This window comes from Chryseobacterium aurantiacum, assembly GCF_003020585.1.
Classification (GTDB): domain Bacteria; phylum Bacteroidota; class Bacteroidia; order Flavobacteriales; family Weeksellaceae; genus Chryseobacterium; species Chryseobacterium aurantiacum.
The window spans coordinates 700026-725556 of sequence record NZ_PXUE01000002.1; the positions used below are offsets into that span (position 1 = coordinate 700026).

21 protein-coding genes are annotated in these 25531 nt (G+C 36.0%); 11 read left to right on the top strand and 10 right to left on the bottom strand.

The window, feature by feature from the left end; all coding sequences use genetic code 11:
- Positions 1 to 17 precede the first annotated feature (17 nt).
- The 4 genes from acs (at position 18) to nhaA (ending at position 6195) form a co-directional block, all read left to right on the top strand.
- Positions 18 to 1988, top strand: coding sequence for an acetate--CoA ligase (gene acs, locus C7D53_RS09610; protein WP_228422316.1), 1971 nt, complete (start codon positions 18 to 20; stop codon positions 1986 to 1988).
- A gap of 341 nt (positions 1989 to 2329) precedes the next feature.
- On the top strand, positions 2330 to 2695 hold the full coding sequence (locus C7D53_RS09615; protein WP_106916175.1) for a hypothetical protein: 366 nt from the start codon (positions 2330 to 2332) through the stop codon (positions 2693 to 2695).
- Between the two features lie 108 nt (positions 2696 to 2803).
- Positions 2804 to 5014 (top strand): RelA/SpoT family protein, encoded by a 2211-nt coding sequence (locus C7D53_RS09620; RefSeq protein ID WP_106916177.1) that lies wholly within the window; start codon positions 2804 to 2806, stop codon positions 5012 to 5014.
- 2 nt (positions 5015 to 5016) lie between these two features.
- On the top strand, positions 5017 to 6195 hold the full coding sequence (gene nhaA / locus C7D53_RS09625) for a Na+/H+ antiporter NhaA (protein ID WP_106916179.1): 1179 nt from the start codon (positions 5017 to 5019) through the stop codon (positions 6193 to 6195).
- Here nhaA and C7D53_RS09630 read toward each other — a convergent pair.
- The gene (locus C7D53_RS09630; protein ID WP_106916180.1) at positions 6192 to 7205 is read right to left on the bottom strand and encodes a YihY/virulence factor BrkB family protein; all 1014 of its coding nucleotides are present in this window, start codon (positions 7203 to 7205) and stop codon (positions 6192 to 6194) included. The genes nhaA and C7D53_RS09630 overlap by 4 nt on opposite strands.
- Positions 7206 to 7564: 359 nt before the next feature.
- On the opposite strand from C7D53_RS09630, the gene C7D53_RS09635 reads away from it, so the two are divergent.
- Positions 7565 to 8038 (top strand): 23S rRNA (pseudouridine(1915)-N(3))-methyltransferase RlmH, encoded by a 474-nt coding sequence (locus C7D53_RS09635; RefSeq protein ID WP_106916182.1) that lies wholly within the window; start codon positions 7565 to 7567, stop codon positions 8036 to 8038.
- 72 nt (positions 8039 to 8110) lie between these two features.
- Here C7D53_RS09635 and C7D53_RS09640 read toward each other — a convergent pair whose 3' ends face one another.
- The 4 genes from C7D53_RS09640 to C7D53_RS09655 all read right to left on the bottom strand — a co-directional run bounded on the left by C7D53_RS09640 (position 8111) and on the right by C7D53_RS09655 (position 10428).
- On the bottom strand, positions 8111 to 8566 hold the full coding sequence (locus C7D53_RS09640; RefSeq protein WP_106916184.1) for a tRNA (cytidine(34)-2'-O)-methyltransferase: 456 nt from the start codon (positions 8564 to 8566) through the stop codon (positions 8111 to 8113).
- 141 nt (positions 8567 to 8707) lie between these two features.
- Positions 8708 to 9523, bottom strand: coding sequence for a tetratricopeptide repeat protein (locus C7D53_RS09645; protein WP_106916186.1), 816 nt, complete (start codon positions 9521 to 9523; stop codon positions 8708 to 8710).
- Positions 9520 to 10086, bottom strand: coding sequence for a phosphatase PAP2 family protein (locus tag C7D53_RS09650; protein WP_106916188.1), 567 nt, complete (start codon positions 10084 to 10086; stop codon positions 9520 to 9522). Before C7D53_RS09650 ends, C7D53_RS09645 begins: the two co-directional genes overlap by 4 nt.
- Before the next feature lie 3 nt (positions 10087 to 10089).
- The gene (locus C7D53_RS09655; protein ID WP_106916190.1) at positions 10090 to 10428 is read right to left on the bottom strand and encodes a Sec-independent protein translocase subunit TatA/TatB; all 339 of its coding nucleotides are present in this window, start codon (positions 10426 to 10428) and stop codon (positions 10090 to 10092) included.
- Between the two features lie 268 nt (positions 10429 to 10696).
- Between C7D53_RS09655 and C7D53_RS09660 the strand changes: the two genes are divergently transcribed.
- Positions 10697 to 11644 carry a hypothetical protein gene (locus tag C7D53_RS09660; protein WP_106916192.1) on the top strand — a complete coding sequence of 316 codons (948 nt, stop codon included), beginning with the start codon at positions 10697 to 10699 and terminating at the stop codon, positions 11642 to 11644.
- A 158-nt stretch (positions 11645 to 11802) separates the two neighbouring features.
- Here C7D53_RS09660 and C7D53_RS09665 read toward each other — a convergent pair whose 3' ends face one another.
- A complete protein-coding gene (locus C7D53_RS09665; protein WP_106916194.1) occupies positions 11803 to 13023 on the bottom strand; it encodes a TCR/Tet family MFS transporter in 1221 nt (406 codons plus the stop codon).
- A 207-nt stretch (positions 13024 to 13230) separates the two neighbouring features.
- Positions 13231 to 16125 carry a protein translocase subunit SecD gene (gene secD / locus C7D53_RS09670; RefSeq protein WP_106916196.1) on the bottom strand — a complete coding sequence of 965 codons (2895 nt, stop codon included), beginning with the start codon at positions 16123 to 16125 and terminating at the stop codon, positions 13231 to 13233.
- 216 nt (positions 16126 to 16341) lie between these two features.
- On the opposite strand from secD, the gene C7D53_RS09675 reads away from it, so the two are divergent.
- The gene (locus C7D53_RS09675; protein WP_106916198.1) at positions 16342 to 17715 is read left to right on the top strand and encodes a PQQ-dependent sugar dehydrogenase; all 1374 of its coding nucleotides are present in this window, start codon (positions 16342 to 16344) and stop codon (positions 17713 to 17715) included.
- 114 nt (positions 17716 to 17829) lie between these two features.
- Here C7D53_RS09675 and hemN read toward each other — a convergent pair whose 3' ends face one another.
- The 3 genes from hemN to C7D53_RS09690 all read right to left on the bottom strand — a co-directional run bounded on the left by hemN (position 17830) and on the right by C7D53_RS09690 (position 21957).
- Positions 17830 to 19188, bottom strand: a complete 1359-nt coding sequence (gene hemN, locus C7D53_RS09680; RefSeq protein ID WP_106916199.1) for an oxygen-independent coproporphyrinogen III oxidase — start codon at positions 19186 to 19188, stop codon at positions 17830 to 17832.
- Positions 19189 to 19385: 197 nt separating this feature from the next.
- Positions 19386 to 20396, bottom strand: a complete 1011-nt coding sequence (locus tag C7D53_RS09685; protein WP_106916201.1) for a WD40/YVTN/BNR-like repeat-containing protein — start codon at positions 20394 to 20396, stop codon at positions 19386 to 19388.
- 43 nt (positions 20397 to 20439) lie between these two features.
- Positions 20440 to 21957: an amino acid permease gene (locus tag C7D53_RS09690; protein WP_106916203.1), complete on the bottom strand. Its 1518-nt coding sequence runs from the start codon at positions 21955 to 21957 to the stop codon at positions 20440 to 20442.
- Positions 21958 to 22121: 164 nt separating this feature from the next.
- Between C7D53_RS09690 and pnuC the strand changes: the two genes are divergently transcribed.
- The 4 genes from pnuC to mltG all read left to right on the top strand — a co-directional run bounded on the left by pnuC (position 22122) and on the right by mltG (position 25406).
- A complete protein-coding gene (pnuC, locus tag C7D53_RS09695) occupies positions 22122 to 22802 on the top strand; it encodes a nicotinamide riboside transporter PnuC (RefSeq protein ID WP_106916205.1) in 681 nt (226 codons plus the stop codon).
- Positions 22799 to 23488: a hypothetical protein gene (locus C7D53_RS09700; RefSeq protein ID WP_106916207.1), complete on the top strand. Its 690-nt coding sequence runs from the start codon at positions 22799 to 22801 to the stop codon at positions 23486 to 23488. Before pnuC ends, C7D53_RS09700 begins: the two co-directional genes overlap by 4 nt.
- A gap of 91 nt (positions 23489 to 23579) precedes the next feature.
- Positions 23580 to 24347 (top strand): diaminopimelate epimerase, encoded by a 768-nt coding sequence (gene dapF, locus C7D53_RS09705; RefSeq protein ID WP_106916209.1) that lies wholly within the window; start codon positions 23580 to 23582, stop codon positions 24345 to 24347.
- 33 nt (positions 24348 to 24380) lie between these two features.
- The gene (gene mltG, locus C7D53_RS09710; RefSeq protein ID WP_106916211.1) at positions 24381 to 25406 is read left to right on the top strand and encodes an endolytic transglycosylase MltG; all 1026 of its coding nucleotides are present in this window, start codon (positions 24381 to 24383) and stop codon (positions 25404 to 25406) included.
- Positions 25407 to 25531: the final 125 nt, after the last annotated feature.

A 25531-nucleotide genomic window follows, 5' to 3' on the forward strand; every position in this document is an offset into this window, starting at 1 on the left:
TTAAAACTTAAGACTACATAAACAAAAGACACTCAACAAATTATCAATACAATTCAAATTTCAAAAAAAACGAAAGGGATATGAGAAATTACTTAATAGAAGATTTACCACAATACTTTGAAGATTATAAGAAGTCTATCAAAAACCCGAAGAAATTCTGGGACAAGGTAGCCGATCAAAACTTTGTGTGGTACCAAAGATGGAGCAAGGTTGTTAAGTATGATATGAATGAAGCGAAGATCACATGGTTTAAAAATGCCAAGCTCAATATCACAAAAAACTGCATCGACAGGCACCTTACGATACGAGGAGAGAAAACAGCCATCATTTGGGAACCCAATGATCCCAAAGAGGAAGCTCAGCATATTTCTTACAACGAGCTATACACCCGTGTCAACAAAACCGCAAATATTCTGCGCGATATGGGAATTGAAAAAGGAGACAGAGTATGTATCTATCTTCCCATGATTCCGGAACTTGCTGTTACCATGCTGGCTTGTGCTAAATTGGGAGCAGTTCACTCAGTTATATTTGCAGGATTCTCAGCTTCTGCCGTTTCTTCAAGAGTGAATGACTGTGAAGCCAAAATGGTGATTACCTCAGATGGAAGCTACAGAGGAAATAAAGTTTTAGACCTGAAAAGTATCGTAGATGAAGCGCTGGAAAAAACTCCAACCGTAGAAAAAGTCTTGGTGGTAAAAAGAACCCACAACGAAATCAAGATGAAAGAAGGAAGAGATTACTGGCTGGCTGATCTTTATGAAAAAGCTTCTCCGGATTTCGTTACAGTCATCATGGATTCTGAAGATCCTCTTTTCATCCTATATACCTCGGGGTCTACAGGAAAGCCAAAGGGAATGCTTCACACCTGTGCCGGTTATATGGTGTACACCGCTTACACTTTTAAAAATGTATTCAATTATAAGGAAAATGATATTTATTGGTGTACCGCTGATATCGGATGGATTACGGGACACTCTTATATTCTTTACGGACCATTATTAAACGGGGCTACAACTGTAATTTTTGAGGGAGTTCCTACTTATCCTGAACCCGATCGTTTCTGGGAAGTCATTGAAAAACATAAAATCACCCAGTTTTATACCGCTCCTACCGCTATTCGTTCTCTAGCCAAAGAAAGTGCAGAATGGGTAGACAAGCATGATCTGAGCTCTTTAAAAGTAATTGGATCAGTAGGAGAACCTATCAATGATGAAGCCTGGCATTGGTTCAATGATCACGTTGGAAAGAAAAAATGCCCTATTGTAGATACCTGGTGGCAAACTGAAACAGGAGGAATCATGATTTCACCACTTCCTTTTGTTACCCCTACAAAACCAACCTATGCTACCCTGCCTTTACCCGGCATACAACCGGTATTGATGGACGACAAAAGGAATGAAATTACAGGAAATCAGGTTACAGGAAACCTTTGTATCCGTTTTCCTTGGCCGGGAATTGCAAGAACAATCTGGGGAGACCATCAAAGATATAAGGAGACTTATTTTACAGCTTTTCCAGGAAAATACTTTACCGGTGACGGAGCATTAAGGGACGAGGTAGGCTATTACAGAATTACAGGACGTGTGGATGATGTAATTATTGTTTCGGGCCACAACCTGGGAACAGCACCTATTGAAGACAGTATTAACCAGCACCCTGCCGTAGCAGAATCTGCAATTGTAGGCTATCCGCACGATATTAAAGGAAATGCCTTATATGGTTATGTAATGCTTAAAGAAACCGGAGAAGGGCGTGATAAGGATAATCTGAAGAAAGAGATCAACCAGCTGATTGCAGACCAGATAGGACCTATTGCCAAGTTGGATAAAATCCAGTTTGTTTCAGGTCTTCCAAAAACCCGTTCAGGCAAGATCATGCGTAGAATATTAAGAAAAATTGCTGAGGGAGATTTCAGCAACTTTGGGGATATCAGTACCTTATTGAATCCGGAAATTGTAGAAGAAATTAAAAACGAAAGAATTTAATTACGTTTTAAAATAACAAACAAGAGCCTTAGAAGTAATTATTTCTAAGGCTCTTTTATTTTTCTTTCGAACGAAAAAATCGAACCAGACTCAATAATTATCAAAAGAAAAAGTTAGAGTTAAAATAAAATCTCCTTTATGGAGGCCTTTCATCAGAGGGATAGCAGAACATAACTCTATTTATTTATTTCAAAAAATTAATCACTTGATTGATAGATATATTCAAATATTTTAACATTATTATATAGATAGAATATTAATAGATAAATTTTATTGGTTTTATAATAAAAATATAGATTTTTTTTCACTAACTTTAATCAGAACTTTAAAACCCATTAATTATGTCAAATATATTAGCTGGGCTATTTGAGCACCATAGCGATTACAAGAAGCTTGAAAGCGATCTGGAGGACTCCGAATTTCAAAATTCAGATTACATCATATATCTTAATAGTGAAACAAGTAATATCCAATACCTAGCCAGCGTTGCAGTAAAGGATAATGAGCAGCTGGACATTGCCCGGAGTATTTTCTCGCAAAACAAGGTCATAAAAACTTATTTGTTTGAAAATATGAGCATTGATCAGGCTAATTATGAAACTATTAAAAAATATATTGATGCAAGAAATAGGGCTGAAATTCACAATAGCCCTGATATTAAAATCAAAACGTCAAGTGACGGGATGAATTCAGAAGTAAAATTCTAATCGATATAAAATCTAGTAACCGAGAATCCGTAGTACAAACTGCGGATTTTTATGTTTGAAAAAACTAAAAATTTTCGTATTTTCGTCTAAATATAGGCATCTACACAAATGAGTTACGATCTAGAACAAGAGAATAAGGAGATCCTTGCCAGATATAAGGACCTGATTTCTAACACATACAGAACTTTGGATGAGGAAAATAACAAACTCATCCGAAAGGCATTCGATATTGCATTGGATGCCCACAAAGATCAAAGGAGAAAATCTGGCGAACCTTACATCTACCACCCTATCGCTGTAGCCAAAATTGTAGCGACAGAGATTGGTTTGGGGGCTACTTCCATTGCCTGTGCACTTTTGCATGATGTGATTGAAGATTCTGACTACACTTATGAAGATATTAAAAAGATCTTTGGAGAAAAGATTGCCAATATCGTGAATGGGTTGACGAAGATCTCCATCATGAATCATCAGAATATTTCTGTACAGTCAGAAAACTACAGAAAGCTGCTACTGACTCTATCTGAGGATTTCAGGGTAATTCTTATCAAAATTGCAGACCGTCTTCACAATATGAGAACGCTGGAAAGCATGGCTCCCGATAAGCAGAAAAAAATTGCTTCGGAAACAGTGTACATCTATGCTCCCATGGCACACCGTCTTGGGCTATATAACATCAAATCTGAGTTAGAAGATCTTTCCTTAAAATACAATAACCCTGAGGTCTATAATGAGATCACAGAGAAATTAGAACTTGCCAAGGAAAGCCGCGAAAGATATATTGAAGAATTCAAAAAAGAGGCTTCTGAAAGACTTCGTGAAGAAGGTTTAAACTTTAAAATAAAAGGTCGTGCAAAGGCTATTTCCTCCATTTACAGAAAAATGCTGAAACAGGGAGTTTCCTTTGAGGAAGTGTTTGATAATTATGCCATCCGAATTATTTATAAGTCTGATGCTAAGAATGAAAAGTTTCTTGCATGGAAAATCTACTCCATTGTTACAGATGTTTACCACAGTAATCCGTCCAGGATGCGTGACTGGATCACACAGCCTCGTTCTACAGGATATGAAAGCTTACACTTAACCGTTTTAGGCCCCGATAGAAAGTGGATTGAAGTACAGATTCGTTCAGAGCGTATGGATGAGATTGCTGAAAAAGGAGTGGCAGCCCACTACAAATACAAGGAAGGCTATAAGCAAAGCTCTGATGACAGAAATTTTGAAAAATGGGTAACAGAAATTCGTGAAGTTCTTGAGCAGCAACAGAATCTTTCTACCTCCGAGCTTTTGGATAATATCAAACTTAATCTTTACTCAAAAGAGGTATTTGTATTTACACCAAAAGGAGAAATTAAAATTTTACCAACCAATGCAACAGCCCTGGATTTTGCCTTTTCCGTTCACTCTGATTTGGGAATGAAATGTCTGGGTGCTAAGATTAATGGAAAACTGGTTCCCATCTCCTATATTCTTCAAAATGGAGACCAGGTAGACATTCTTTCTTCACAGAATCAGAAACCTAAATCTGACTGGCTGGAATTTGTAGTCACCTCAAAGGCTAAATCTAAGATTAAAAGTTATCTGAATTCCCAGAAAAACCAGTTGGTAGAAGAAGGCAAGGAAACTTTACAAAGAAAGCTTCGCCATGCGAAAATCAACTTCAATGATGAAGAAGTTAATAAGCTTCAGAAATTCTTTAATTTAAAATCTTCACAGGAACTGTTTCTTAAATTTCAGACCAACGAGCTGGATGCAAGCAGTTTAAGAAAATATATTGAAAGCAAGAACGTATTCAACAATCTACTTTCAAGATTCAGAAAGTCTCCTACAAAAAATCTTCGCTTTGAGGAACCTAAGGAGCAAAACCTGGACATGATTGTCTTCGGAAAGGATGAGGAAAAACTGAACTACAGCTATGCAAAATGCTGTACAGTAATTCCGGGAGATAAAATCTTTGGATTCATCACTATTTCTGACGGAATCAAGGTCCATAGTGACAGTTGCCCAAATGCCATTAATCTAAGGGCGCAGTATGACTACCGTGTTATTCCTGCCAAATGGGTAAATGCAGAAAGCTTCAAGAACAGAGTGAAAATTGAAATTGAAGGCCTTGACAGAATGGGTATGATTAATGATATTACTACTGTTATCAGCGGAAGCATGGGAATGGATATGAAGAGCATGTCTATTGAGTCCAATAACGGAGTCTTCATGGGAAACATCAATCTCGAAGTCAAAAACAAGGGGCAATTGGAAGAAACTTTCAAAAAGCTCAAAAATATTAATGGAGTCTCGAGAGTGAGACGACTACAATCGTAAATATGAATTTATCACTTTATTTTAAAAAATTTTTCAACAACAGTCAGGCTTCAGGAATTATTCTTATTTTCTGTGTGCTTATCTCATTACTTATTGCCAATTCATCTGCTGCAGAGAGTTTTCAGCAGTTTTTGGACAAGGAAGTGGGTACTCACCTATTCCAACTGGAATATCCTGTCAGCATTTGGATCAATGACGGTCTTATGGCGATTTTCTTCCTTTTGGTAGGTCTTGAAATAAAAAGAGAACTGGTAGAAGGTGAACTTTCATCTTTTAAAAATGCATCTCTTCCTATTTTTGCAGCCGTGGGCGGAATGCTTGTTCCGGCTGTTATTTACACCCTATTCAACGCTGGAACTGAATATAGTAATGGTTGGGGAATTCCAATGGCAACGGATATTGCTTTTTCTTTGGCGATTATTTCGATGTTGGGTAAAAAGATTCCCAATTCAATCAAAATATTCTTGGCAGCATTAGCCATTGTAGATGACCTTGGAGCCATACTTGTAATTGCTATTTTTTATACTGAACAGATCCATTGGAGCTATCTTCTGCTCTCTTTAGGCGTGACTGCTCTTCTGTTTATTTTAAACTTTTTAAAAGTTACCAAAATAATATTCTACATTATTCCGGGGATCTTTTTGTGGTATTTCCTGCATCATTCCGGAATACATGCAACCATAGCAGGCGTTTTATTAGCCTTTTCAATTCCTACCAACGCTTCCCATGTGGAAATTTCACCATTGGAAAAACTGGAACATAAGCTTCATATTCCCGTAAGTTTTCTGATTATGCCGATTTTTGCTTTAACAAATACCAATATTACTTTTTCAAACGAAATGGTTGCAGGTGTTACAAGCACACTAGGATTAGGTATTATTTTCGGATTAATTATTGGAAAACTGATTGGAATTAACTTATTCTCCTTAATAGCCATCAAATTAAAGCTTAGTTCTTTACCTCAAAACAGTAACTGGCTTCAAATGATTGGAGTAGGTTTACTTGCCGGAATTGGCTTTACCATGTCCATTTTTATCGCTTTACTATCCTTTAAAGGTGAAATTATTATTCAGGACGAAGCCAAGTTTGCCATTCTGATTGCTTCATTTGTTGCAGCAATATTAGGATTTACGATCTTAAGTTTAAGCTCCAGAGGAAATACAGTACCGGAAGAAGATTAGTCTTTTTTCAGATCACCCAGCTTTCTCTGATGTTCTTCATTACTGTCAAAGTTGGGTTCTGTAACCTGAGAATGGTAGTGAACGGTTTCTTTTTGAATCTCGTCAGACAACAATTTTTCGATTCTTAGCTTTCTGATGGCCATATTCAGTTCATTTCCGAATAACAGGAGATATACGTTCACATTCACCCAAACCATCAGAAGAATCATACTTCCTATGGAGCCGTAAAGAACGTTATATCGTGCAATATCTTTTACATAAATAGCAAAGATATACGTTGTAACCACAAACAATATCGTTGTAAGGACTGCTCCCGGAATGGCCTGTCTGAATCTGGTAATTTTCACGGTTCCCAGCCAATAAAAAAGAGTCAGAAGAATGAAATAAAACAAAGGAAAGGAAACAAAACCAATGATACTGGAAAGGTTATCTACGAGCCATGAAACGTCATAGGAAGGCGTAAACAGCTTCATTACAACCTCTACATAATAAACCCCGAAAAGTGCTAAAAACACAATAGTAATAAAGCCTATTGTGATGAAAAATGAGAGAATAAATTCCTTTACATCACTCAGTTTTTCTTCTGTATTCTCGTTAAATCCATTGATAAGAGAAAAAGTACCGTTCGTTGCAAATATAAGCGCCAAGACAATAGTAAGATTACTGATTCCTTTCATATTAGGAATGATATTCGTTTCTATATAGCCTCTCACATCTCCCTCCATATTGGACGGGAATACGTTATGCATTAAAACATCAAAAATATAAAACTGTAATTTGTCGTAATGCGGCATATAGGGCAATACAGAAAGCAAAAACAGAATAAACGGAAATAAACTAATGGTAAAACTCCAGGAAATGGCAGCAGCCTTTCGCCCTATCTTTCCTTTAAAAATTCCGGAGATATAGATCTGGAACATCTGCCAAAGCGATATTCCCAAAACAGGAATATGTATGTCATCAAAAAACTCCTGAATTTTCAGGATAAATTTGGGAACTGTTACACTCATCTATTGCTGTAGTTTCGTCATTAGCCATAAGATTAATATCTAATAACTCCAATCAGAGGAGCCTTTTTTAATGATATTTTCTCTATCTCTATTACAAATATAAACATTTTCCCTTTCCTGTTTCTCACTGAAGATTATATAGAATGGAGACTGACGAACAAGATTAACAAAAATTCTGATATTTTCTCACTTATCAATAAGATCCTTTTTACGTTAAAGGCAAACCATTAAAATAATCAAAATTAAGCTGAGCCGCGCAAATCATACCCCGATATACTTATATCTAACCCTGCTGAGCTAGATATAAGAAATTTTAACCGTTAAAAAATCACTATCTTTGCCGACTGAAAATTTTATCAATGCGAATCAGTTTACTTTGTATCGGAAAAACAGACGATAAGGAGATTACTTCTTTAATCAATTACTACCTTAACCGTCTTCCTAAGCACTGGAATTTCGAAATTACCGAGATTCCGGATGTGAAAAATGCAAAAAACCTGTCTCCTGATCTGCTTAAAAAAGAAGAGGCGAAGCTATTTCTTAATCACATTGATAAAAACGATCTTGTTGTAATTCTTGATGAAAAAGGAAAACAGTTTACAAGCCGCGAATTTTCCCAAAAAATTGATACCTGGATGAATTCTTCTGTGAAAAAAGTTCACATATTGATTGGAGGTGCCTATGGTTTTTCAGAAGACATGTATAACAGAGCCAACGAAAAAATGTCATTATCCAAAATGACATTTACCCATCAAATGATTAGATTATTTATTGTAGAACAGCTTTATCGTGCTGATCAGATCTTACAAGGAAAGCCTTATCATAATGATTAAAGGAAATTCATTTTAAAATCGATTCTTATTTTCTACATATCAGACCCTTTAAAAAGTACTGTAAGTAATAGGCTATATTTTTAATCCGATCTGCCTTTTAGCCTCTCCTACTACAAAGGCAACAGAATTGGCAATATTAAAGCTTCGAATTAGCTTTGACATGGGAATGGTTAAATGATTTTCAAACTGATCCAGAACTTCCTTACTCAACCCTACACTTTCTTTTCCGAAAACCAGCCAATCCCCGTCCTGAAAATCATTTTCCAGGTATGATTTTTCTGCATGTGAACTCATTAAGAAAACGCGTGACGGATCCGGGATACTTTTCACCCATTCTTCTACATTTGCATATTCAGAAACGTCAAGGTGTACCCAATAATCCAATCCTGATCTTTTCAGGTTTTTGTCATTAATTACAAATCCGAAAGGATGAACTAAATGTAACTTAGACTCCGTCCCCACACACAGACGTCCGATATTTCCTGTATTATTAGGTATTTCAGGTTCTACAAGAACAATATTTAACATGTATACTTTTTATATGAATTTAAAAAACAGCTAAAACAAAGCTTTTGCTGTATTTAGCTGTTTTTTATTTATGATTTATACTTATTATTTTCCAGTAAATGATTTCGATACTGGTACTATATTTAGAAAGAAAATTGAATACTATTTCTTAGCACATTTAGCGTAGTATTCTGCTAAAATAGCCTTTTCATAGCCTAATCCTACAGCTTTGTTAAGATTATCACAGGCTTCTTTGGGTTTAGCCATTTCAAATAAAATCATAGCCTTTGTTACAAAGGATTGTGCAAATTTAGGATCAATGGAAATAGCTTTAGAAACATCTGCAAAAGCTTCTTTAGTTTTCTTCATTTTTAAGTAAACATCTGCTCTTCCATTATACAACAATGATTCCGGTTTTTCGGCAATAAGTTTGTTGTAATCTTTTAAAGCTCCCTCAAGATCATCATTATTTTTTTTCAAATTGGCTAATCCTGTTTTTGCAAAAATGTTATCCGGTGCAAAGCTCAATATCTGATTCAGATCTTTCATTGCCAGTTCTTTTTTACCCTGGCTATCATAGATCTTAGAACGCATCAGGTAGAAATCAGGGTTTTCAGCATCTAGCTTAAGTCCGTTTTCTATGTACTCTAATGCTTTTGCCTTGTTTCCTTTCTGGCTGTGTAATGAGGCTAGATTTACATATATGAAAGCTGACCTAGGATCCGTCTTTAATGCCTTTTCATATGATTTAAAAGCAAGATCAGTTTTTCCAAGCCTTCTTTGAGCTGTTCCCAGGTAATTGTAATATTCTGACTTAAATTTCTGGATCTGTTCTTTTTCCGCCAGTTGAGAGTACTGTTCTTCAGCACATTTATAGTCTGCTTTTTTAAAACACTCCTCGGCCATTTTTTTATCCTGACCGTAGATGTTCAACGAAAAAAAACTGATGGATGCTAAGAGTAATAATTTTTTTTTCATGAAGTTATATTTTGTTTGTTGATCACTTTTTTGGCGAGTGCACCAAATATCACTCCCAATAAAGATCCAACAAACACCCCCACCAAAATATCAATTGGAAAATGCACTCCTAAATATATTCGGCTGTAGGAAACCACTATAGCCCACACAAATATAGCATATGGAAACCATTTAAGCTTATTTTTCAGTAAGATACTTAAAAAAGACGCAAGAAAGAACGTATTGGAGGCATGAGCGGAATAGAATCCAAACTGTCCGCCACATTTTACAATTCTCATGTAATGTTCCAATGTAGGATCATGACAGGGTCTTAACCTTGCCACACCATATTTGAAAACACTTGCCAACTGATCCGAAACCGTTGCTCCAAGTGCTAAAAATATAAGAATAAAAACTAAGGATTTTAGTTTATAATTTTTGTATAAAAAATAAAGGAATATAATATAAAGAGGGACCCAGATCCATGTACTGGATATCAGCATCCAAAACTGGTCAAAGGCAGGGTCTCCTAAATTATTGAGGTATAAAAATACCTGTTTGTCTTCCTGAATGATTTCCTCCATACATTATCTGCTTACAGGCCCTTCGTAGGTTTCATCATCGGCAGGCTTTGGTTTTGGAGGTTCATTATTTGTGGAAGCAGGTTCTGTAAGGATATCTTTTTCAATATCTTTCATTGGATTGAAATCCTTGGCAGCGTCTTTCACTTTTTCAATTTCACGTTTGATCTCAGAAACAGGATTATCTGTTTCTTTCATGATCTCGGTCTTGATATCTTCCACTGCTCCACGCATTTTTCTAATGCCTGCACCTAAGTCACGTGCAATCTGGGGCAATTTATCCGGACCGAATAATACAACGATTGCCACTGCAATCAATGCCATTTCTCCAATGCTTAATTCCATGGTGTAAAATTACAAAAGATTATACATTTATTTATAGTAAACTAAAAATTTAAACAAATTTTAAGATTTTATGGATAATAGTCAAAATTCAGGTTTTAAAGACCAGATTTGAAAGTAGATATTCACCAAAAAAACAACGGGATTTAAATTTTTACAAATCTTCATTTCTTACTTCAAATCTATCAATTAACAAATAATTAATTCAAATCATTGAGAATTAAACAATATTTCATTATATTTACTACACACAATCAAACAAATATTTATTATGAAAAAATTAATTATCAGTTTTAAAATTCTGGCCGTATTATCGGTATTTACACTCTCCAGTTGTCGTGATGAGAACAATGAAATTTCCAAACAGGAAACGATTCAGGCAAAAATGACCATTGCTGATCTAAAAAAGGAAACAACATCTATTTCACAAGCAGTTCCGGAAATTGTACAGTCACAGCTAAACGAATCCCAAAGGAGTCTTGAAAAGTATTTGAAAAGTGATTTACAGATTACAGGAACAAATGTAATTGGAAAGATTTCTACTCAAAAAGGTATTGAGATTTCTCAAAATCTGATTTCTGACCAGGACCAGTTTATTGCTCTAGGAAATGTTCTGAATCCGTCTTCTGTCAAGATGGGAAGAATTGGAGATCTTTATACCGGGGATGACTTTACTACTGCTCAAAGCGGTTTAAAGGAAATGGTTACTGAAGAAATAAAAACAGGCATCAATGCAATGGAAATCATCTGGACCGGCAAAAACGGAAAGTTTACAACGCTTTGTTTTTATAATGATTCGGGGATTGTCTGGGATAATATCTTGGGTGGTCTGGTTATGATGGATACAAGAGGAACCAGTGAAAGTTCTACCGGCAATGAATCTGCAAGGGTTGCTTCCAAATGGTATAAACAATGGTGGACTGCAAACTGGCTTTGGGGATCTAAAAGAGGTGAGGCAGGATATCAGATTACTGTTTATTATACGGGATCAACAGTATCCAATACTGATGTAAATGACTGGGCTTATATCAGCTTGGGGAAAGCAAAAAGTGAGAGTAAGATTACAAAAAATACAGGAGCCTATGGGCAGTGCCGATATGCATTAGGACTTTGCACCCCTACAGGTTCTTTAAGCTTTAATGCCAGTAACTTCTCTGTTTCATTCTCTGGATTGGGAAGCAATGTTGTGAATAATGGTGTAAAATCTTTATATCCATAATTTTCATAGAATATAAAATTTTTCAAACAGTAAGGGAAGCCTCTAGAGGCTTCCCTTTATCTTTTACAATGTAGAGTAATGATTCTCTAATCTGCTTTTAAATTCAAAACAGTATGCTATTAACTCTTACTTATTCTTTACCTTGTAAATGCAATGGTCTAAATTTTCCCTTTTTTCTTAAAAGCAGAATAGGTAATTACAACGCTGATTGCCATTAAAATAAATGCAAGGAAGAAAGGCGCTCCTGAAAACTTAAATGGTGCTTCATCATGCGTGAAAAAGTAGAATAAATTGGTCATCATGGGAGGCCCGATAATGGAGGTTGCACTCATTAAACTAGTCAATGCTCCCTGAAGCTCTCCCTGCTCATTGGAAGGAACACTCTTCGTAATAACAGACTGTAAAGCCGGACCACAGATTCCTCCTAAACAATAAGGCACCAAAAAGGCAAACATCATCCATCCTTCAGAAGCAAATGCAAATAATAAAAGCCCTAGCGCATACAGTGCAAGTCCGTAATAAATACTCTTCTGCTCACCCAGTCTTGGAGTTGTCCATCTAATTAAAAGCCCTTGCACCAGACCAACCAATAGTCCTACAACTCCTAAAGAAATTCCGACCATCCTTTCCGTCCAGCCAAATTTATACATGGTAAAGAAGCTCCAGTTACTCTGTACCGCATGTCCTGCAATATAGATTAATATTAACGCTGCAATAAGTCCTGAAATTTCAGGGTGCTTTCCTAAAAATTTAAAGGACCCTACAGGGTTGGCACGCTTCCAGTTAAACTCTCTTCTTTTATCTTTATCTAAACTTTCCGGAAGAATGAAGTATCCGTAAAGGAAGTTAAGCAAACATAAACCTGCTGCTGCATAGAAAGGAACTCTAGCCCCATAATGTCCCAGAACACCTCCTAAAACAGGTCCTATAATAAATCCCAGGCCAAATGCTGCCCCAATCAGACCAAAGTTTTTTGCTCGATCTTCATCCGTAGAAATATCCGCAATATAAGCACTTGCCGTGGTTACACTGGCTCCTGTAATTCCTGCAATAACTCTTCCCAAAAACAGCCACCAGATTGTGGGTGCCAATGCCAGGAAAATATAATCTACTGCAAATCCGAAAAGTGAAATCAAAATAACAGGTCTTCGTCCGTATTTATCACTTAAGTTTCCTACAAGAGGAGAAAATATAAACTGCGTAAAGGCATAGGCAAAACCTAGCCAGCCTCCATACTTTGCCGCTTCACTGATATCTGCATGAATCAATTCTTCAATCAATTTAGGAACAACGGGGATAATGATTCCCCATCCCGTAATATCAATCAGTAGGGTTATAAATATAAAGCCTATGGCCGCTTTTTTCTTTGAATTTTCCATGATGGTGCAAAATTAATCAAATCTTAAAAATAATGGTTCTAAATTTCATTATATTAAACAAGCATAATATTGAGTAACAGAATACTATTAAAAAAACAATTTATTTCAATGGTATATACAAAACCAAAACACTTGAACAAGTCTTAAATCCAAATAATAAAAAAGCCTTTCTTTCGAAAGGCTTTTACTAATTTATTGTAGTTTGTTTTACTTTGAAGCAAGTACTTCTTTATCTGAAGTAGTTTTTCCATGTACTTCATCTTCTTTTCCTTTCTTAAGGAAGTCATAAGCAATTGCCGATGCAATAAAGATAGATGAGTAAGTACCGAATCCAATACCAATTAGCATTGCAAACATAAATCCTCTAAGGTTATCACCTCCAAAGATGAAAATCGCAAGGATTACCAAGATTGTAGTAAATGATGTGTTGAAAGTTCTACCCAATGTACTTGAGATAGAGTCATCAAATAATCCTGCCAATGTTAATGATTTCTTCTCTCTTAGATATTCTCTAATTCTGTCGAAGATAATTACCGTATCGTTAATTGAATACCCTAATACTGTAAGGATCGCAGCGATGAAATCCTGGTTGATCTCCATGTTGAACGGCATATATTTGTGAAGTAATGAATACGTTCCTAAAATAATAACCGCATCGTGGAATAGAGCAGCAACAGCACCTAAAGAGAACTGCCACTTTCTAAATCTGAATAAGATGTATAAGAAAATACCTCCTAAAGCAGCCACTACAGCAAGAATACCATGTGTCTGAATATCGTCTGCCACTGTAGGACCTACTTTTTCAGAAGAAATGATACCTGCGTGATCTTTATCTGCAGATTTGAAATCGTGTAATGTAATGTTAGCAGGAAGATCTCCTTTTAACCCTTCATACAATTTCTGCTCAATCGTCTGGTCAGCTTTTAAAGACTCATCTTCGATTAGGTAATCTGTAGAGATTTTCAACTGATTGGCATTTCCAAAAGTTTTAGCTTCTACAGAAGAGTTTTTACCGTCTTCAGTTTTGAATAGTTTTACTAATTTTTCTTCAACATCATTAGCATTAACTTCTTTATCAAATCTTACCACATAGTTTCTACCTCCTGTAAAGTCAATACCATATTTGAATCCGTGAGTCACCATTGAGAATACACAGATCACTGTTAGTACAGCAGAAACGATATAAGCATATTTTCTCTTACCGATAAAGTCAATCCAAGTATTTCTGAATAGGTTTTTCGTAGGTGGAGTCCATACAGAAAGATGTTTACCTTTATTTAATCTACTAAAGATCATTACTCTTGAAAGCAATACAGAAGTAAACAATGTCATAACGATACCAATCATCAATGTCAAAGCAAATCCTTTGATAGGTCCTGTTCCGAAGAAGAACAATACAACTGCCGTTAATAAAGTAGTTGAGTGACCATCGATAATTGCACTTAATGCGTGTTTGAAACCGTCTTTATAAGCTTCAAGAATACTCTTACCGGCAAATAATTCTTCTTTCGTTCTTTCGTAGATAATTACGTTTGTATCTACCGCCATCGCCATCGTCAATACGATACCTGCGATACCAGGAAGTGTTAACGTAAAGTCACCGGAATCCATAATTCCGAAAATATAGAATAAGTTGATTACCATTGCAATTACAGCGTACACACCGGCACCACCGTAATAGAAAATGATATAAACAATAATAATCAAGAATGCGATTGCAAATGAGATCATACCTGCGTTGATAGATTCCTGTCCAAGAGACGGACCTACCTGAGTTGCCTGTACTACTTTTGCACCTGCAGGTAATTTACCTGCTCCTAAAACGTCAACCAATTCCTTAGCTTCCTCCTGAGAGAAGTTACCAGAGATTTGAGTTCTACCGTTAGGAATAGCATTTACAACGTTTGGTGCAGTATATACTCTGTTATCAAGTGTAACAGCAACTGGCTTCCCTACGTTTTTCTCAGTTAAAGTTTTCCAGTCTTTAGCACCTTTAGAATCCATCTGCATGTCTACTACTACTCTTCCAAGTTCATCGTAGCTGATGCTAGCTGTTTCTACAGCACCGTCTACCGGAGCTTTTTGGTTGATGTTACTTCTGATTGCATACAATACCAAATCATCAGGACTTGTAGCCTCAGGTTTGTACCCCCACATAAACTGAGTATATTTAATGTTTGCAGGACGTAAAGCCAAACCTACCTTGCTGTTTAAAATTTTATTTACAACAGCAGTATCAGATAATTTTACGTTAGCAACACCGTTTGTTCTTAATTTGTCAAGCTGTAAAAGGTTGATGAAGTTCACATTTTTTGCAACTCCCATAGAATCTCCTTTTGCAGCAACCATAGTGGTTAATGTTTGGAAATAAGGTGCAATTTCAGGAACCTGTTGTACTTCCCAGAACTGAAGCTTTGCAGAAGTCTGAAGCATTTTCTTTACCTTATCGATATCTTTCATACCAGGCATTTCTACAGAAATTCTAGCTGTACCAGGTACTCTCTGAACGTTTGGCTGGATTGCTCCAAGCTTATCAATTCTCGTTCTGATTACCTCGAAAGCTGTTCCTACAGAAAGATCAATTCTTCTTTTCACAATACTTTTTACCTGCTCATCAGTGGTATTGTACTTGATTTCAGATAAGTTTGTGTTTCCGAAAAGTTCCGGATCAGCAAGCTTAAGGTTGGTTCCTTTTGCTTTGTTAACCGCATCGAACTGTTCAAAGAAGTTGTCGATGTAAGATTTTGTTGAGTTTTTCTGAGCTTCATCAGTCTTGTTCAAAGCATCAATAAGAACAGGATTTGTTGAATAATTGGTTAAATCATTAACCAAATCTCTCTGGTTGATTTCCAATAGAACGTTGATCCCTCCTTTTAAGTCAAGACCAAGTTTCATTTCCTTGTCTTTAGCTTTTGAATAATAAAGCTTTGTATACCCAAGATTAAGAGTATCCTCCTTGATTCGTTTGATCTCTTTCTCGTTTCCTTTCGCAGCTTCGATCTGCGATTCAATTTTGCTGGCGTACCAGGTTGGTATTAGCTCGTTTAAGCAAATCAACCCCAGGACAATAGCAACAATTGTAATAAGTCCTTTTCCTTGCATTTTGTTATAACTACGTTAAATTAAGTCGGCAAATATAATGATTTTCTTGTATTTTATGAATTTTTAACAACAGAAATGGTTTATTTTCAGATATATCAGCATTCTGATTTACATTTAAGATTTAACAATTTTTTCAGCGTATCATAGTGAAGTTTTCAAAAATTAATTGGTACAAAATTTTCATTCCTATTTCAACGCACTAACTATCAAAATATTATGAAAAAACATTTTTTTATCATCAGTATTTTTTCTTCCTTAATTGTTAATTCTCAAAGCATTAATTTGGAAGAATTTGCCACTGGACTTACCAGTCCCGTAGAGATTACGAATGCCAACGACAGCAGATTGTTTGTTGTACAACAAGACGGAATTATAAAGATTCTTCAACCCAACGGAGCCATTAATACAACTAATTTCCTGAATATTTCAACAAAAATCCTCTATGGAGGAGAAAGAGGACTTCTTGGACTCGCATTTCATCCACAATACCTCACCAATGGGTATTTTTTTGTGTATTATAACAACACAGCAGGAAATATTGTAGTAGCTAGATACAAAGTAAGCACTTCCGATCCTAACGTGGCTGATCCCAATTCTGAAAAGATTTTAATGAATATTCCAAAACCATTCAATAATCACAACGGTGGAAGTATTCATTTTGCTCCTGACGGAAAGCTGTGGATCATCACCGGCGATGGAGGAAGTGGCGGAGACCCAAACAACAATGCTCAAAATAAAAATGAGCTTCTGGGAAAGATGTTGAGAGTGGATGTAGACGCTACCGGCCCCTATAACATTCCCGCAGACAACCCTTTTGCAGGAAGCACAGTAGACGGTGCAGATGAAGTATGGGCTTATGGACTAAGAAATGCATGGAAGTTTTCCTTTGATCTCACTACGGGAAATGCATGGATTGCCGATGTAGGGCAAGGTGCAATTGAGGAAATCAATAAAATGCCTATAGCGCAAGCCGGGCTTAATTATGGCTGGCGCTGCTATGAAGGTAACACACCTTACAATACAACCGTAGGATGTCCCAGTGCGTCGTCCATGACCTTTCCTATTGCAGTGTATGATCATTCAGGAGGAAAATGTTCTATTACGGGAGGGTATGTTTACAGAGGTTCTCAGTATCCATCACTTCAGGGAAAATATTTCTTTGCAGACTATTGTTCTACCCAGATTGGAATTCTGAACACTGATAATTCCATCACATGGACTACCCCCTACAGTGGAAATAATTTTTCAACTTTTGGGCAGAACTCACAAAAAGAACTTTATGTGGCAGCCGTTAATAGCGGAAAGATATTTAAAATCACAACCGGAACCTTGGGTACACAGGAGAACAATCATTTAGGGACTATAAAGATTTATCCTAATCCTGCTTCAAAAGAGGTTTTTATTAATGGAATTAAAGATAAAAAGGTAACCGCAGAAATCATCAGTACAGATGGGCGAAAAGTATTGGAAACAGGCGTAGTTACGGAGGGGCAAAGAATAGATATCTCCAAAATCCCAACCGGGGTCTATTTTATCAATCTAAAATCTGGAAAATTAAAATCTTTTAGCCAAAAACTTGTTATTGAGTAAGTTCTATTTTTTATACAGAAGTGTATTGTATTCAATACATCATTTGAGCACTGAATGTCTAAACTAAAAATTTAAGTGAAATAAAAAAGCGGTTCAAGACTGAACCGCTTTTTTTTATATTGTCATTGAGAAAATCCTTGTTTCGGGTTTATTTCTCATCATCCTAAGGTCAAATACCATTGCTACATTTCGGGTGAATGCTCTACCAGCTTCGGTAATTTTAATTTCGTGGCCGTTAATCTCAACCAATCCGTCATTTTCCATTTCTTCCAACATTTCCAGTGCATTTTCCAGCTCAGGGAAAGAATTATGGGTGCTAAAAGTGGTTTCCAGCTGACACATCAGATTCAGAATGTGTCTTCTTACCGTTAAATCTTCTTCATTCAGGACATGTCCTTTCACCACAGGAATCTCTCCCTCTTCTACCATTTTCTGATAGTCTTCCACTGTTTTCACATTTTGGGCAAATGCATACCAGGAATCTGAAATAGCTGACATTCCAAGCCCTACCATCAATTGGGTGTTGCTTGATGTATATCCCATAAAATTTCTGTGAAGTTTTTTATGAATCAAAGACTGGTACAAGTCATCATGTTCCAAAGAGAAATGATCCATTCCGACTTCAATATATCCCAGATCCTGAAGTAATTTTTTCCCATCTTCATACAAGCGGCGCTTCTCTTCACCACTCGGCAGGTCATTTTCATCAAATCCTCTCTGCCCCACACCTTTTACCCACGGAACGTGTGCATAGGAATAAAATGCCAGTCTATCCGGCTTCAATTCCATTGTTTTTCTAATTGTGTGTTCCATTGCTTCCCAAGTTTGGTGAGGAAGACCAAAAACCAAGTCATGGCTAATTCCTCTGTACCCAATTTCCTTAGCCCACTCTGTTACATTTTTCACATTTTCAAAAGGCTGAATTCTGTTAATCGCTTTTTGTACTTTAGGATCATAATCCTGTACTCCAAAGCTTACTCTTCTAAAGCCAAGGTCATATAAAGTCTGAAGATGTTCTCTAGTAGTGTTATTAGGGTGCCCTTCAAATGAAAACTCTGGATGTTCTGCAATATCTACGGTCGAAAAAATTCCTTCCAGGAGTGTTTTTAAGTTTTCCGGAGAGAAAAATGTAGGCGTACCTCCACCCAGGTGCAATTCTTTCAGCTTTGGTCTTTCTTTGAAAAGATCAAGATAAAGCTTCCATTCCTTTAATACGCTTTCCAAATAAGGAACTTCAACACTGTGCTGTTTCGTTATACGCTTATGACATGCACAAAATGTACACAATGCCTCGCAGAAAGGTAAATGGATATAAATAGAAATCCCCTCCTCTGCATTGGTTTCATCAAAAGACCTGATTACGGTTTCTTTCCATTTTTCCGGAGAAAATGTAGATTCATCCCAATATGGAACGGTAGGATAAGAAGTGTAACGCGGTCCAGGAATATTATACTTATCTATTAAAGAGTTCATTTTGAAAAATAAAATTTTATAAGGTGGGAAAATTTAACATAATTAAAATTCCATCCTACAAAATTAACCATTAGTTATGAATTTCAACCTATGAATTATATTAGGTTATAGTTTAGAATGAGTCTAAATACACTGTTTAAACCTGTTACGGAGATAATGATAAATTCTATTTGTTTTATTGATCTTAAGTATCTCTTTTATTTCAGCTTCAACAGTACCACTCTATCTTTCCCTGCAAGAACTACTCTATTTCCATCAATCCATTGGCAGACATACAAGCCTTTTTCATCGGAAATTTTCTTCCATGTCTTTCCAAAATCCGAAGAATAACTAATATGCTGATCTCCAACCGCAATAATCTCTTTTCCTTTTGAGCCAGGCTTTATTTTAACGCAGGTCATATATCCCGCATTTTGTCCCGAAGCCTGAATCTGCCAGGTTTCTCCACCATCATTGGTGGTTGCAATATTATTGTTGTTAGCATCCTGCTTTGTATAATCACCTCCTACTGCAATTCCGAATTGATCGTCATAGAAATCAATGGAATACATTCCTTGTGAAGATTCCCCCTGAACAAAAGGAGTTTTGAAAATCTCCAGTTTTTCAGTTTTTAAATTTAACCTTAAAATCCTTGAGGCTTTCCCTCCTGTGGCAATCCACACATATTTTTTGGTGGAAGATATATTGGTATTGCTTGCAGCAAAAGCAGCTTCCCCTTCGTTTAACAACACATTATCCTTAAACATCCCCCACTTTCCATCTTTATATACTGCTAATTTCAACAAGTGATCCTTATCTGCATCACTGAATGCATAGGCAAGCTTATTATTGACAAAATGTAGAGCATCATAAAATGCTGTTTTTGTGGTATCCGTAAAAACAACCTGTAATTTCAGATCTTTCTTATCAATCTTAAAGAAACGCGCCGGACTTTCAATATTAATGGCATAAAAGAAATTATTATCTTGACCCAACGTTCTGAACTGAAGCTTTTCTTCAGCAAGCCTGATCTGTTTTTGATTTTTGTAATCTTTAAGATCCACAAATCCAAACTTGGAATCTGTTCCGCTATACCAAATCTTATTGTTATAAAGTTCGAGTGCCCTGATACTTATTTTATCATTAAGAATCGTTTCTATATTTTCTACCTGTTGAGAAAATGCAGTCATTCCTACGGATAGGAGTACTATGGATAAAATCTTTTTCATACTATATTCAACAAAAAAACCGCCGAAGCGGTTTATAATATTATTAATCTATTTCCTTGTATTTTTCAGGATTGTTAAGTTTACTGTTTGATTTTCCATAAAGGAAGTATACTAACCCTCCCAAGCAAAGCCATACCGCAGAAAGTTCCAATGCATGAGCACTTAAGTTAAATATTAAATAAACATTAATAAATACTCCTAATGCTACAACAACTTTATAGGCAGGAACTTTGAAAGGTCTGATCAAGTTAGGTTCTTTCTTTCTCATTACCCAAACTGCGATACAAACCAAAGTAAACGCAAACAGAGTTCCGAAGCTTGTCATATCCGCTAATGTAGAAATTGGTGTAAATGCAGCAATAAGCGCAACCACTATTCCTAACAGGATAATTCCTTTATAAGGAGTTCTTGTTTTTGGGTGAAGTTCTCCGAAGAACTTAGGGATCAATCCGTCTTTTGCCATTCCGATAAAGATTCTGGACTGTCCCATCATCATTACCATTACTACAGAAATCAATCCTACTGTAGCGGCAATTGTTACTACATTACTCGCCCAGTGTTTTCCTGCGATTTCAAAAGCATATGCTACAGGAGCTTTAATTGCGTCCGGATATTTTCCTTCAGGGTTAAAGTCTGTATAATGCATCATTCCTGTCAGTACAAGAGATACGCAGATGTATAATGCTGTACAAACCAATAATGAAGCAATAATAGCGAAAGGTACATCTTTCTTAGGATTAATAGCTTCTCCTGCTTGTGTAGAAACAGCATCAAAACCAATATAAGCAAAGAAGATAGCGGCAGCTCCGGAAATAATTCCTTTAATACCATAGGCGGAAACCATATCTCCTTCTGAATTCTTAATTTTTACCTGATCCGGAATAAAAGGATTCCAGTTTTTAACACCATCAACAGCGTTATAAAGATCAGTATTGGAAAAAATGATATAAACTCCGGCAATAATTACAAAAATAACTGCAGAAGTCTTCATCAATACGATTAAATTATTAGCTCCTGCTGCTTCCTTTGTTCCCTTTACCAACAATGCAGTAATCAATAATACAAGGATAAATGCAGGTAGATTCATAGAAAACCCATCACCTGTATAACTTGACGGATCCGAGGTTAGATATCCTGGCAGATGAACGCCAAAAATCTTCAAAAATTTGGTAAAATATCCGGACCAGCTCACAGAAACGGCCATACTGGCCATGGCATACTCCAGAATGAGACACCACCCCATGGCCCATGCAAAAATTTCTCCTACTGTTCCGTAAGCATAGGCATAAGCTGAGCCTTCAACTGGGATAATGGAAGCAAATTCAGCATAGCACAATGCTGCAAAAACGCAGGCAATACCTGCAATAATAAAGGAGATTGCAAGCGCTGGTCCTGCATGGTAATAGGCTCCCGTTCCCGTAAGAACAAAGATTCCACCTCCAATGATAGCACCTACTCCAATTGCTGTTAAACTCCATTTTCCAAGGACTTTTTTCAGCTCACTTTTCTTCATATCTGCCTCATAGGCACTTAGTGGTTTCTTAACCCAAATTTTCGACATGTTTTTTTATTTATTAAGGATTTACGAAAATATAAAAAATTTAGGAACTCCCACGTTTATCGTTAAACTTTCATCATTTATTTTACATTAAAGCCTCCAAAACTTAAGCAACACATTATTTAATTCATTTTAAAAAGTCCATATTTTTGTTTATTTTTGATCGCATGAATTTATATGATCTTTTTGTAAAGCCTTATGAAAGCTATGATTTCTTACAGATTATGCTTGAAGCATCGGGTGCTATTTTCGGAACTCTGAGCGTATATTTTTCCATTAAAAAAAATATATGGGTTTACCCTACCGGCATTATCTCTACCCTGATCTATGTTTACATTCTTTTCAACTTTGGTTTATTGGGAGACTGCCTTATCAATGTATATTATTCTGTGATGAGTGTTTATGGTTGGATTTTATGGGCAAAAAACTCTAAAGACCATGTTCATGTGGAAGTTACGTGGGCTACGAAAAAAGAATGGTATTATGCTGTTATACTTTTTATTTTAAGCCTTTTACTGGTTACTCTTATTTATTACTATAAACCTTATATTGATAATAAGTTTTCAATGGAAGGAACAAATCTTGGATTATATCATTTGGATTGGGCCAATTGGATGGATATTTTTACAACTTCAATATTTTTAGTAGGAATGTGGTTTATGGCCAAACAACGCATTGAGAACTGGATTTTCTGGATTATCGGAGATTTTATTTGTATGCCAATGATGATTTTTAAGGGTCTTGGTATCACTTCGGTTCAATATTTGGTATTTACTATAATGGCTATCTTAGGATACCTTAATTGGAAAAAAAGTTTTAAAGAAAAAAAAAGTACAATAAAGTCATGAAAAATTTATTTAAAATAGCAGTCAGTATTTTTGCTATTACCAGTTTAACATCTTGTTTAGCATATACAGACGGATATGGCAGCAATGGTGGTTATGGAGACCCATACTACAATAATGGATATTACTATGCTCCTTCAGGATATTACGGTAATGGTGGTTATTATGGTAATGATGGCTATTATTATAGAAATAACATTAATTATTATTATGATAATGGTATTCCTTACTATTACGATAATTACAATAACTCCAGAAGAAAAGTATATGTAGAAAGAAGATCTGCGGTGACTTCTCAAAGACCCAACAACGGTTTCCGAGATAATGGAGGTTCATATAACAATGGTGGCAACTATAATAATGGCAGCTACAATAGAAACTCCAACAGCGGAAGAAATAACAATAGCGGATTCAGAAACCAAAGTAGCGGTAACCAAAACAACCAAGGAAGCCAAAACAATAATGGATTCAGAAATCAGAGCAACAGTTCTCAGGGAACTCAGTACAACCAAAACAGCAGTGGATCCAGAAGCCAAAACAGCGGATTTAGAAGTACTGAAAGCAGCAGCAACAGCTCCAGCAGATCAGAATCTTCCAATAGCGGTGGGTTTAGAAATAGTTCAGGCACCCAAAGCAGCAGTTCTGGTAACACAAGCAGACAGAACAGCAGTGGCGGAGGCTTTAGATAAAACGATTATAAATAAGGAAACGAACAGTTAACACTGTTCGTTTTTCATTTAAAATATATTAATTTTGTCTCTTCAATTTAGACAAAAATATATGGAATTTTATAAATATCAGGGAACTGGGAATGATTTTGTAATGGTAGACAACCGTGATCTACAGTTTCCTAAAGACAAAAATATCATCGAAAAATTATGTGACAGACGTTTCGGAATAGGTGCTGACGGACTTATTCTTTTAGAGAACGATGCTGACTATGATTTTAAAATGGTTTACTATAATTCTGATGGTGGTGAAAGTACCATGTGCGGAAACGGAGGGAGATGTCTTGTCGCTTTCGCGTTTTTCCTGGATGTTTTTGAAGACAAATGTAAGTTTATTGCAACAGATGGTGAGCATGATGCGGAAATCCATAACGGAATCATTAAATTAAAAATGATTGATGTAAACACCATTTCACAGGACGGAAATAACGCTGTTCTTAACACCGGTTCTCCTCATTATGTAAAATATGTAGAAAATCTGAAAGACTATGACGTTTACGCAGAAGGTCACGGCATCAGAAATTCGGAAAATTATAAAGAAAAAGGGATCAATGTGAACTTTGTTGAAAAAATTTCCGATAATGAAATTTTCGTAAGAACCTATGAACGAGGCGTTGAGAATGAAACTTACAGCTGCGGCACAGGAGTTACGGCTTCGGCTTTAACTTTTCTTCAAAAAGACAATCTAACTTCTGTAAAAGTTAAAACCCTGGGAGGAAATCTTAAGGTATATGCTGAAAAAAGTGGAGACTCATTCTGTAACATTTGGCTGGAAGGTCCCGCAAAGCAAGTTTTTAAAGGAAAGGTGGATATTCTTTAAAATCAAAAAACTTTTAATCAACATTATTTAAGAATGAAAAAAGCTATTCTCATTATCATTCTGCTGGTTTTTGTAGTCGCAGGATTTTTTGGTTTGAGATTTTATAATAAATACTTTGGAAACAATGTAGAAAAGGACGGTTATATTTTGATCCCTCATAAGGCAGAATTTAAGCAGATCCTGGACTCCATTGCTCCATACATTAAAGACCGCGAATCTTTTGAGGCTGTAGCCAAAGACAAGGGTCTTAATACAAGCTTTAAAGCTGGACGTTATCATATTGAAAGCGGTAAGGGCAATACAGATCTGGTAAACATGATTAAAGCAGGTAATCAAACAGCAAATTCTTTCAGAATCGGAGATTTTGGAGATATGTACCAAATGATTGGTAAGGTTACAAAAAAAACAGAACTGGATTCCTTACACTTCGTTAACGATCTGGATGGAGTTGCTCAGGAAAAAGGATATAAAAGTGTTGAAGATTTAAAAAAATATTTCTTCATTGATACTTATAATTTCTTCTGGACGGTAAGTCCAAGAGAATTTTTCGCCAAGTTTGAAGATCAGTACAATGATTTCTGGACAAGCGAAAGAAAAAACAAAGAACAGCAGTCCGGGTTAACAAGAGATCAGATCTATGCCCTTGCATCTATTGTTTATAAGGAATCTGGAGGAAAAAAGGATGAAATGAAAACTATTGCAGGATTATATTTAAACCGTTACAGAAAAGGCATGAAACTTCAGTCTGATCCCACGGTGATCTATGCAATTAATAAGCAGACTAATTTTAAAGAGCCCATCAAAAGGGTGTTATATAAGCATTTGTCTACACCATCTCCATATAATACATATGCCAATGCAGGCATCCCTCCGGGACCCATCTGTGTGGTAGATAAAAACTCTGTAGATGCTGTTTTGAGTGCAGAAAATAATAATTATATATTTATGTGTGCAGATCCCGCAAGATTTGGTTATCATAAGTTTACGGCAAGTGCTGAAGAGCATGCTGTGAATGCAAAAGCCTATCAAAACTGGCTCAATTCAAAAAATATAAAATAGGCTAAACAGGCATCTAAAATTTATACAGCTAAAAACAATAAATAAATCATAATATTTTAAAAATCAAACAGATAAAGACTTTTAAAATGTTAAGGGTTATCCTTTCACGATTTTATACAAAAAAA

What these genes read in the sequence shown, in the direction of transcription:
- C7D53_RS09630 (WP_106916180.1), bottom strand. Translation starts at nt 7,205, where the DNA reads ATGAGTGTAACAGTTCCCAAATTTATCCTGAAAATTCAGGAGTTTTTT.
- C7D53_RS09665 (WP_106916194.1), bottom strand. Translation starts at nt 13,023, where the DNA reads ATGGAAAATTCAAAGAAAAAAGCGGCCATAGGCTTTATATTTATAACC.
- C7D53_RS09655 (WP_106916190.1), bottom strand. Translation starts at nt 10,428, where the DNA reads ATGGAATTAAGCATTGGAGAAATGGCATTGATTGCAGTGGCAATCGTT.
- C7D53_RS09620 (WP_106916177.1), top strand. Translation starts at nt 2,804, where the DNA reads ATGAGTTACGATCTAGAACAAGAGAATAAGGAGATCCTTGCCAGATAT.
- C7D53_RS09660 (WP_106916192.1), top strand. Translation starts at nt 10,697, where the DNA reads ATGAAAAAATTAATTATCAGTTTTAAAATTCTGGCCGTATTATCGGTA.
- C7D53_RS09615 (WP_106916175.1), top strand. Translation starts at nt 2,330, where the DNA reads ATGTCAAATATATTAGCTGGGCTATTTGAGCACCATAGCGATTACAAG.
- C7D53_RS09650 (WP_106916188.1), bottom strand. Translation starts at nt 10,086, where the DNA reads ATGGAGGAAATCATTCAGGAAGACAAACAGGTATTTTTATACCTCAAT.
- C7D53_RS09690 (WP_106916203.1), bottom strand. Translation starts at nt 21,957, where the DNA reads ATGTCGAAAATTTGGGTTAAGAAACCACTAAGTGCCTATGAGGCAGAT.
- C7D53_RS09635 (WP_106916182.1), top strand. Translation starts at nt 7,565, where the DNA reads ATGCGAATCAGTTTACTTTGTATCGGAAAAACAGACGATAAGGAGATT.
- C7D53_RS09685 (WP_106916201.1), bottom strand. Translation starts at nt 20,396, where the DNA reads ATGAAAAAGATTTTATCCATAGTACTCCTATCCGTAGGAATGACTGCA.
- C7D53_RS09645 (WP_106916186.1), bottom strand. Translation starts at nt 9,523, where the DNA reads ATGAAAAAAAAATTATTACTCTTAGCATCCATCAGTTTTTTTTCGTTG.
- hemN (WP_106916199.1), bottom strand. Translation starts at nt 19,188, where the DNA reads ATGAACTCTTTAATAGATAAGTATAATATTCCTGGACCGCGTTACACT.
- pnuC (WP_106916205.1), top strand. Translation starts at nt 22,122, where the DNA reads ATGAATTTATATGATCTTTTTGTAAAGCCTTATGAAAGCTATGATTTC.
- C7D53_RS09640 (WP_106916184.1), bottom strand. Translation starts at nt 8,566, where the DNA reads ATGTTAAATATTGTTCTTGTAGAACCTGAAATACCTAATAATACAGGA.
- mltG (WP_106916211.1), top strand. Translation starts at nt 24,381, where the DNA reads ATGAAAAAAGCTATTCTCATTATCATTCTGCTGGTTTTTGTAGTCGCA.
- C7D53_RS09675 (WP_106916198.1), top strand. Translation starts at nt 16,342, where the DNA reads ATGAAAAAACATTTTTTTATCATCAGTATTTTTTCTTCCTTAATTGTT.
- C7D53_RS09700 (WP_106916207.1), top strand. Translation starts at nt 22,799, where the DNA reads ATGAAAAATTTATTTAAAATAGCAGTCAGTATTTTTGCTATTACCAGT.
- nhaA (WP_106916179.1), top strand. Translation starts at nt 5,017, where the DNA reads ATGAATTTATCACTTTATTTTAAAAAATTTTTCAACAACAGTCAGGCT.
- secD (WP_106916196.1), bottom strand. Translation starts at nt 16,125, where the DNA reads ATGCAAGGAAAAGGACTTATTACAATTGTTGCTATTGTCCTGGGGTTG.
- dapF (WP_106916209.1), top strand. Translation starts at nt 23,580, where the DNA reads ATGGAATTTTATAAATATCAGGGAACTGGGAATGATTTTGTAATGGTA.